Source organism: Streptomyces sp. NPDC006265 (assembly GCF_040613555.1).
In the GTDB taxonomy this organism is placed as follows: domain Bacteria; phylum Actinomycetota; class Actinomycetes; order Streptomycetales; family Streptomycetaceae; genus Streptomyces.
On sequence record NZ_JBEXSH010000434.1, the window covers coordinates 1 to 7,517 of the forward strand.

General features: G+C 72.0%; 11 protein-coding genes. 7 read left to right on the forward strand and 4 right to left on the reverse strand.

Going from position 1 to position 7,517, the window contains the following annotated elements; translation table 11 throughout:
- A partial coding sequence (locus ABZ281_RS29320) for a ComEC/Rec2 family competence protein (protein ID WP_356660277.1) occupies positions 1–1,300 on the reverse strand: 1,300 nt, incomplete at its 3' end.
- Between the two features lie 152 nt (positions 1,301–1,452).
- Here ABZ281_RS29320 and ABZ281_RS29325 point away from each other — a divergent pair.
- The 6 genes from ABZ281_RS29325 to ABZ281_RS29350 are packed head-to-tail and all read left to right on the forward strand — an operon-like array spanning position 1,453 to position 3,940.
- Positions 1,453–1,890: a hypothetical protein gene (locus tag ABZ281_RS29325; RefSeq protein WP_356660279.1), complete on the forward strand. Its 438-nt coding sequence runs from the start codon at positions 1,453–1,455 to the stop codon at positions 1,888–1,890.
- Positions 1,887–2,240, forward strand: coding sequence for a hypothetical protein (locus ABZ281_RS29330; protein ID WP_356660281.1), 354 nt, complete (start codon positions 1,887–1,889; stop codon positions 2,238–2,240). The genes ABZ281_RS29325 and ABZ281_RS29330 overlap by 4 nt, the downstream gene beginning before the upstream one ends.
- Positions 2,237–2,932: a hypothetical protein gene (locus ABZ281_RS29335; protein WP_356660283.1), complete on the forward strand. Its 696-nt coding sequence runs from the start codon at positions 2,237–2,239 to the stop codon at positions 2,930–2,932. Before ABZ281_RS29330 ends, ABZ281_RS29335 begins: the two co-directional genes overlap by 4 nt.
- Positions 2,929–3,075 carry a hypothetical protein gene (locus tag ABZ281_RS29340; RefSeq protein WP_356660285.1) on the forward strand — a complete coding sequence of 49 codons (147 nt, stop codon included), beginning with the start codon at positions 2,929–2,931 and terminating at the stop codon, positions 3,073–3,075. Before ABZ281_RS29335 ends, ABZ281_RS29340 begins: the two co-directional genes overlap by 4 nt.
- An 8-nt stretch (positions 3,076–3,083) precedes the next feature.
- Positions 3,084–3,593 (forward strand): hypothetical protein, encoded by a 510-nt coding sequence (locus tag ABZ281_RS29345; protein WP_356660287.1) that lies wholly within the window; start codon positions 3,084–3,086, stop codon positions 3,591–3,593.
- The gene (locus ABZ281_RS29350) at positions 3,593–3,940 is read left to right on the forward strand and encodes a hypothetical protein (RefSeq protein WP_356660289.1); all 348 of its coding nucleotides are present in this window, start codon (positions 3,593–3,595) and stop codon (positions 3,938–3,940) included. Before ABZ281_RS29345 ends, ABZ281_RS29350 begins: the two co-directional genes overlap by 1 nt.
- 379 nt (positions 3,941–4,319) lie before the next feature.
- Here the strand turns inward: ABZ281_RS29350 and ABZ281_RS29355 are convergent, their stop codons facing one another.
- On the reverse strand, positions 4,320–4,514 hold the full coding sequence (locus tag ABZ281_RS29355) for a hypothetical protein (protein ID WP_356660291.1): 195 nt from the start codon (positions 4,512–4,514) through the stop codon (positions 4,320–4,322).
- A 152-nt stretch (positions 4,515–4,666) separates the two neighbouring features.
- On the opposite strand from ABZ281_RS29355, the gene ABZ281_RS29360 reads away from it, so the two are divergent.
- Positions 4,667–4,927 (forward strand): GntR family transcriptional regulator, encoded by a 261-nt coding sequence (locus ABZ281_RS29360; RefSeq protein ID WP_356660293.1) that lies wholly within the window; start codon positions 4,667–4,669, stop codon positions 4,925–4,927.
- A gap of 43 nt (positions 4,928–4,970) precedes the next feature.
- On the opposite strand, the gene ABZ281_RS29365 is transcribed toward ABZ281_RS29360, so the two are convergent.
- Positions 4,971–5,345, reverse strand: a complete 375-nt coding sequence (locus ABZ281_RS29365; RefSeq protein WP_356660295.1) for a hypothetical protein — start codon at positions 5,343–5,345, stop codon at positions 4,971–4,973.
- On the reverse strand, positions 5,342–7,517 hold a 2,176-nt coding region (locus tag ABZ281_RS29370), incomplete at its 5' end, for a phage tail tape measure protein (protein ID WP_356660297.1). The genes ABZ281_RS29365 and ABZ281_RS29370, both read right to left, overlap by 4 nt.

Consider the following 7,517-nt stretch of genomic DNA (forward strand, 5'->3'; position numbering starts at 1 on the left):
CGAGCGTGAGCAGGGCACCGGTCGCCACGACGGACAGCAGGAACCCGTAACTCCGCGCCAGCCACGGGTCGTACAGCACCAGCAGCAGAACCGCCGTCGCCAGCGCCGGGATCATCGACCTCCGGCGGCCGGTCGCCAGGGCGAGCAGCGCCACGGCTCCGCACGCCGCGGCCCGCACCACGCTCGGATCCGGTCGGCACACGATGACGAACCCGAGCGAGAGCACGCCGCCGAGCACCGCCGTCCCGCGCAGGGAGATACCGAGCCAGGGCGCCAGGCCCCGCCGCTCGACGTGCTGCGCAAGGCCCGGCGGGCCGAGCAACAGCGCGAGCAGGATGGTGAAGTTGGCCCCGGACACGGCCAGCGTGTGCGTCAGGTCGGTCTCCTTGAACGCCTCCTCCAGCTCCGGAGTGATCCGCGAGGTGTCCCCGACCACCAGGCCGGGCAGCAGCGCCCGGGGGTCCGCCGGCAGCCCGTCGGTCGCCTCCCGCAGCCCCGCGCGCAGCCGCCCGGCGAGCCGCTGCGGCCTCGAGGGCTCTCCCACCACGTCCGGTTCGCGCCGGTCCCGCACCCGCAGCACGGCCGCGACCCGGTCGCCGCCCATCGTCGCGGGCGCCAGCCGCGCACTGACCCGCAGCCGCGTCGACGGCAGCAGGCCGAGCCACGGTGACCGCACCCGCGCACCGGCGATCCGGCCGGACCGGGCCGCGTCCACGTCCACGTCCACGTCCACGATCACCAGCACTGGCGTCCGTGTCGTCACCGTCGTGCCGCCCGCCTCCTGGACGCGACGCACGTCGGCGTCGATCAGCACGGCCGTCGGAGCCATGTGATCGCCCCGGACCTTCGGCCGGGTGAGCCGCGGGTCGGACGTGAGCTCGACCTCGGCCGTCACCGTCGCGTACTTCCGCGCCAGGCCGGGCACGGGCCCCCGACGCAGATCCGCCCCGTGCAGCCCGGCCGAGGCGGCGGCTACCGCGACACACAGCAGCAGAGCGGCGGCCGAGGCGCGCGGCCAGGACGCCGCCCGGTGCCGTCGGGCCAACGGCAGCAGTCCGACGGCCGCCAGGCAGCCGATCACGATGCGGGTCACCCACGCCGGCGACGCGTCCAGCAGCAGCGCCGCCGTGCCCCAGGCCGCGAGGGCGGGTGGCACGAGCCGCAGGTCCGTCGGGCCCTCCTGACGGGGCCGTGCGGTGCCGAGACGAGTGCCGGAGGAGGCGTGCACGGGCGCCCGGGTGGGACGGAGTCCCGACGCGGCCTCGTCCTGCCGCGCCGACGGGCCGGTGTGGCTCCTCATGGCCGTACGAGGGTGCGCAGGTCGGCGAAGCGGCTGTCGCCTACAGCGAGATGCCGACCTAGCAAAACAGCAAAGAAGCGGCCCCCGGCGGTGTTGGTAGCACCAGCCGAGGGCCTGACCGACCTACCTGACCACACCAGGAGACCGGATCCATGGATCATCCCATGCCGTCCGCCGTGCCCGGCAAGCCCACTGAAGCCGTGCGCGAGTTGCTCGCGGCCGTCCTCGAAGCACTCACCCTCCCCCACGACACTCCCGACTACGACGCCCGGATCCTCCGCCGCGCCGGCCTCGCCCGCGTCGTCGCCGGCGAAGCCCTCGCCGAGTCGCCGAGCAACCTCGGCTGGAACACCGACTACCTCCGCAGCAAGCTGGCCGCCGAGCAGGCCGAAGCCGAGCAGCGCGAGAAGAACAAGTGCGGTCGCTGCCGTACCCCGTTCGACCCCAGCGACATGGCGTTCGACGGCCGCGCCCGCCACCGCGAGACGCCGTGGTGCCGGCGGTGCGTCGCCTCCTGCCACGAGTCCACTGACGCCTTCCACGCCTGCCCGATCTGCGACCCGTCCCGCCGCAGCGGTGACGACCGATGAGCGCGCCCCGCAGCATCACGCTGCCCACCGTCGACCACGGGGACGTGACGATCACCTGCCCCGCCTGGTGCGTCGCCCACGAGACCGACGCCCGCATTGCCCGAGCGGACATCGTCCACCTCGGCCCTGACGTCGCCCTCGCCTTCCGCGGCCGGCACCTCATCGAGGCGGGCCTCGCCCAGTCCCCGTTCGGCAACGACACCGCCCCCGGCATCTCCGTGAGCCTCCTCGGCCGGACGCTCGACGCCCGCGGCGTGTACGAACTGGCCGCCGCGCTCGACACCTACGCCGACCGGCTTCGGGACCTCGCGGACCAGCTGCTCGTCGTCCTCGAGGAGGGCGACCTGTGAAGCGTGACCCCCTGCTCTGGGTCGCCACGGCGGCCGTCCTCACCGTCCTCGCCTCCGCCGAGTACGAGCTGGCCCGCGCGTGCGGCTTCGGCCTCTACGTGGCGGCCGGCGTCCCGGCCGCTCTGGACGTGTACGCCCTCGCCGCCCTGCGGGCCCGCCGTGACGTCCTCGCGGTCGTCGTCTCCCTCATCGCCGTGAACGCGGCCTCGCACCTCGTGGAGGTCGGCTTGCTGCCCGTCTCGGTGGCGCTCGTCGTCGCCGTGTCGGCGGTCGCCCCGCTCGTCCTGTGGCGCGTCCACCGGCTCTCCGAGCGGCGACCCGAGCCCACCGAGGTGCCAGTCCCGGTGACCATCGAACGCGCCGAGGACGACCACCCGGAGCCGCCCGCCCTGGCCGCCCGCCCGCTGCCCGAGGTGGTACCCGTCGGCGCCCGCCTGCTGCCGCTCGTCGCCCGCCCGCAGCCCGCCCAGGTGACCACCAGCGTGCCCGCGCAGCAGCCCCGGCAGGTGGTCACCGAGGTAGTCACCCTCACGCCCTCTGAGCTGCGCAGAGAGGCCCGGAAGCTGAACCGGCGCCTGGTCACCGAGACGGGCCGGTCCGTGACCATCGACCGCCTGCGCGACGAGTTCGGCCTGTCCCGCCGGGACGCCACCGAACTACGCCGCGAAGTGGTCACCGAGGAGCGGCCGTGATCCTCGCCGCCTGTTTCGCGCTCGCCGCCCTCGCGGCCCTCGTCGGCCTCGCCCTGGTCGACATCCGCACCGTCCCGGCCGTCACCGGAACCTGCGCCCTCGTGCTCACCTTCGCCGCGCTCGCCGTGGCCATGTACCGCTGAAGGACCCCATGAACTACGTGACGTTCGGCGGCGTGACCGTCGGCCTCTGCCTCCTCGGCTACGAACTCACCCTCTGGTGGCCCGGCCGCAAGGCCCTGAAAGACCCCGTCAAGCACGCGGCCCGGCTCCTGCCGTTCCTCGCCTCCTGGTGCTACGGCTGCCTCACCACCCTCGGTATCGCCGGGCTCATCGGCACCGCCTCCAGCTCCGTCCTGGGCCTGTCCAACTGGCTCGGCGACGCGGCCCTGTTGTGGGGCGTCGGCGAGCAGCCCGGACAGCTCGCCGCCCGAGAGACCTTCACCCCGTTGTCCGGGCCCGGGGCGTGCCTGGTGCTGATCCTGACCGCCGTGTTCATCGCCGCCGTGAAGAAGGCAGGCGACGGGACCAGCGGCGAACTCAAGCGCGGCGCCTGGTGCGGGATCACCCTCGGCACCAGCGCGGGGGTGGCCGGGTTCGCCGCGGTCCCGCTCGCCCAGGCCATCAACGCGGTCGCCGACAGCGTCTACCGGACCGTGTGATGGCCGCGCGCACGAACACGACCGAGGAGCCGTCCCGGGCGGCCGGCGGGTGCGTGCTCGTCGTCCTCGGCTCGGTGGCCGTGGCTGCCGCGTTCGCCGTCGACGAGGCGGTCGGGGTGCTCGGTGTGGCGGCCGTCGGATGGGTGGCCCTGTGGCGCTCGGCTCGACGCCTGTCCGTTTCGTCCGCCACTCCCCCGCCCGCTCCTGAGCCCCCCTCTGGGGACGTTTACGCAGTTGAGGGCGACAGTGCGCGAGAGGTGCGCCGGACCCCGGGGGAGGGGTACTTGATCTTCCCCACGATCGAGTACGTCACCGACCCGGACGCCCCCGGGGAGGTGACGTCATGATCCGTCGACTCCTCGCCGCCGTGCACACCTACTGCGCCAAGTGCGGTTGGTGGGTGGAGAACTGCCCGCACCAGTAGCCCACTGAACTACGCTTGTAGTGCCTCTCCTGGGCACCCACGGCAACGGCCCCCGGTACTCGATTCCCGGGGGCCGTTCCGCTGCCCGCGCGGACACAGGAACGCGCTGGGCAGAACCGGCCGGACCGCTCCACCTGGGGAGCTTCAGCGGCCCGACCGGGACCTACGGTGACACGGGCAGTCGCACCGCACCGTCATGATGGGCGCCTCCCATGCCGGCGCCCCGGGGCGCCGTACGGCCAGCGGGCCCGAGCAGAGGGCGTGTTCGTTGGAGGCGCACTCGGGAGTCTTCTCCGGGCCGCTCACCGGTCGGCATACGGGACGAGACGGTGCGTCTTACGGCAGGGGCCGCAGGCGTAGTGCACATGCCCCGATCCCGAGCCCTGCTCAATGACGTCGATCAGCCGCACATCCTCGGCGAAGCGCTGGTGCCACGAACAGAAGCCGTAGCTCGTGGGGGTGCCCTCGGCGGCCTGGTCCTGCGTACGCTCTGCCATGTCGACTCCTCGCTAGTCGGCCAGCCCCCGGGCCGTTCGCGCGGTCGCGGGGGCATGTTGCATCGGTCACACCAACTTAGTACGTCTTGGCACGTCTCCGGACGGCCTATGCAGATCTATGTCAGCCCTGGTGGTGCTCCTACGGTCGAAGCATGATCGACCTGGACCGGGACGCCATGACGCCGATGTACGTGCAGCTGGCCAACGTGCTGCGCGACCGCATCCGGCGCGGTGAGATCCCGGTAGGCCGGCGCCTGCCGTCCCAGTCCGAGCTGGAGGCGGAGACGGGTGGGGTCGTGTCCCGGCGGACCATCAAGAGCGCGCTGGAGGTCCTCGCCGACGAGGGCCTGGTGCAGGGGGTGCAGGGGAAGGGCGTGTTCGTCATCGCGCTCCCCGAGGGCGGGCAGCAGTAAGGGGCGCAGCCCGCAGGCCACGCCCCTCAACGATGCTTCAGGTTCAGTCCTCCCGGCGTTGCACTTCCACGCCGAGCCGTTCCCCCAGCTCCACCAGCCGATCCGGATCACCCGGGCATGCCGCCTCGTGCCGGACCATGTACCCGCCGGCCTCCGTCACCCGCACGTCGTTCGTACAGCGCGGGCAGTCCGTCGTCAGCGCGGCCATCCGGTGCACGGTGAGCGCCGTCTGAAGCTCGCTCGGAGCGTCGCCGGGCACGATCGGCAGCACGATCGTGGCGGGGCCGCGCTGCCACACCTCGTGACCGGTCTCGGTCGTCCGGAGCAGGGTGGGTACGGCGCCCCTGATCTTGGCGAGCAGTCGAGCGTTGCGCTCCCGCAACGCCCTGCGCTGCTCCCTGGCCTTCCTGCCGTTCACCTGTTGTATCCCCCCGATCCGAGGACCATCTGCACGTTGCCACCGGCAACGTGCGCGATCTTCGTGCGCAGTGTCTTGATGATGACGTCGCCCATCTCGCCAGCGAGGTCGACACGGACCACCTTCGTGGGAGCCGTGCGCGAGCCCGCCCCGCCACTGCCCATGGCGGAGCCGACCGCGCCGGCGTACGACGCGGACGGGGTGGGGGTGTGTACGAGGTTCGCCATCGTGCGGTCGACCTCGCCGGCGGTGGACTCGATACCGGCGACGATGCCGCGGGGGATCCACCGGCCGACCTGCTTGGCCATGACCTTGGAAGGGCTGGCGATTCCGAGGGCCTTGGCGACCGGGCCGGGGATCACCGACCGGGCCCATCCCATGATCTTGGAGCGGAGCCAGCCGCCCATGCCGACGATGCCGTTCCAGAGGCCGGTGACGATGTTGCGGCCCTTGTTGTACAGCAGGTTTCCTACGGAGCCGATCGCGCGCGCGACGCGGCCGGGGATGCCCCGCACCCAGCTGATGAAGGAGACGATCTTGACGGCGGCGGCGTTACGGAACGACGTCCAGGCGTTGTTGGCTGCTGTTCGTAGGCGGCCTGCCAGGCCGGAGATCGCCGACCAGACACGGCCCGGGATGCCCCGCACCCACGACACCCAGGCCGTGACGATCTGGACCGTTTTGTTCTTCACGGCCTGCCACCAGCCCGCGACCTTCCCGGGCAGGGTGCCCAGATACGCGATCGCGGCCAGGATCAGGTTCTTCGCCCCCGTGACCTTGCCGACCACCCAGTCCCACGCGGTGGTCGTGGCCGAGACGATGTCGTCCCAGTACAGGACGATCAGGGCGACCGCACCGGCGATCAGCGCGACGACCCCCGCGATGATCCAGAACATGGGGTTGGCGAGCATCGCGCTGTTCATCGCCCACACGCCGATCGAGGCGATCGCGAACGCGGAGCCCAACGCCAGCACGCCAATCGCAGCGGCCTTGAAGACGCCCGAGTGCTCCTGCACGAACCCGAAGAACTTTGACAGCTTCGGAATCACGGACGTGCCGAGGAACTCCACCAGGTTCTGCTGCATGGAGTTCTTGAAGGCCGTCACCTCGTGCGCGGCGCTGTCCCGCAGCCCCTTGCCGAGGTCGTCAGCAGCGTCCTTCGCCCCGCCCATGGCCTTCGCGGCCTGGTCCACGTCCAGCTTGTACGCGGCCGCCCCCAGATCCTCGCCAGGACCACCGAACAGGTCCTTCACGGCCTGCTTCGCCACGTCCGACGTCGGGCCCAGCTTGCGGAGCTTGTCCGTGATCTGGTCCATGGCCTTCTCACCGCGGCTGCCGCCCGCGCGCATGTCGTTGATGACCTGCTCGTAGTTCAGACCCAGGGCCTTCAGCGAATCAGCCACCGGCTTCGCGCCCTCGCCCACGCGCAGCTGGAGTTCCTTGAAGGCGTCGGCGACCTTGTCCGTATCCTTACCCCAGCCGCCCGCAATGGACTGACGGATCAGCCCCATCGCGGTCTTGCCGGACAGGCCGGCCTCCTTGAAAACCGGCGAGTACTCGGTGAACGTCTCCAGCAGGTCCTCACCCGCCTTGCCGAGCCCCTTCGACCCGGCCACCAGGAGGTCAAAGGCTTCCTTGCCGTTCTTCGCGAGCCCGTTGCGGACCATGGTCCCGGCGGCCTGCGCGGCCTGGCCAACGTCGACCTCCATCACGTCAGCGAGGTCATAGGCATTGGCCGCGATGGACTTGATCTGCGCGTTCGTCGCGTTCGGCGGGACCAGCCCCGACGAGGCGATCGCCTTGATCGCGTCCGCGCCGGCCTGGAAGTCGGTGACGATGGCTTCCTTGAAGAGCTGCCCGGCGACCTTGCCGTACCGCTGGGCGACAGCGGGTGTCGTGCCGAGCTGGGCGCCGAGCCGCGCCGTGATCTGCCCCTGGTCCAGGGCTTCCTGGAACCCGGCTGCGAGGACGGCGCCGGCGGCGATGCCGATACCGGCGGCTGCCATCTTCAGGCGGCCCCTGAGCCGCTGCCCGATGGTCTCGGCGGCCTGGTCGGCGCCCTCGCCGCCGGGCCGCTGGAGTGCGTCACCGGGGGCGGCCCCGGCGTCGGCGCCGGCCCGCCGGGCGGCGGTGGGGGCGCTGTCGCCGGGGGGGGCACCCGCCGGCCGGCCC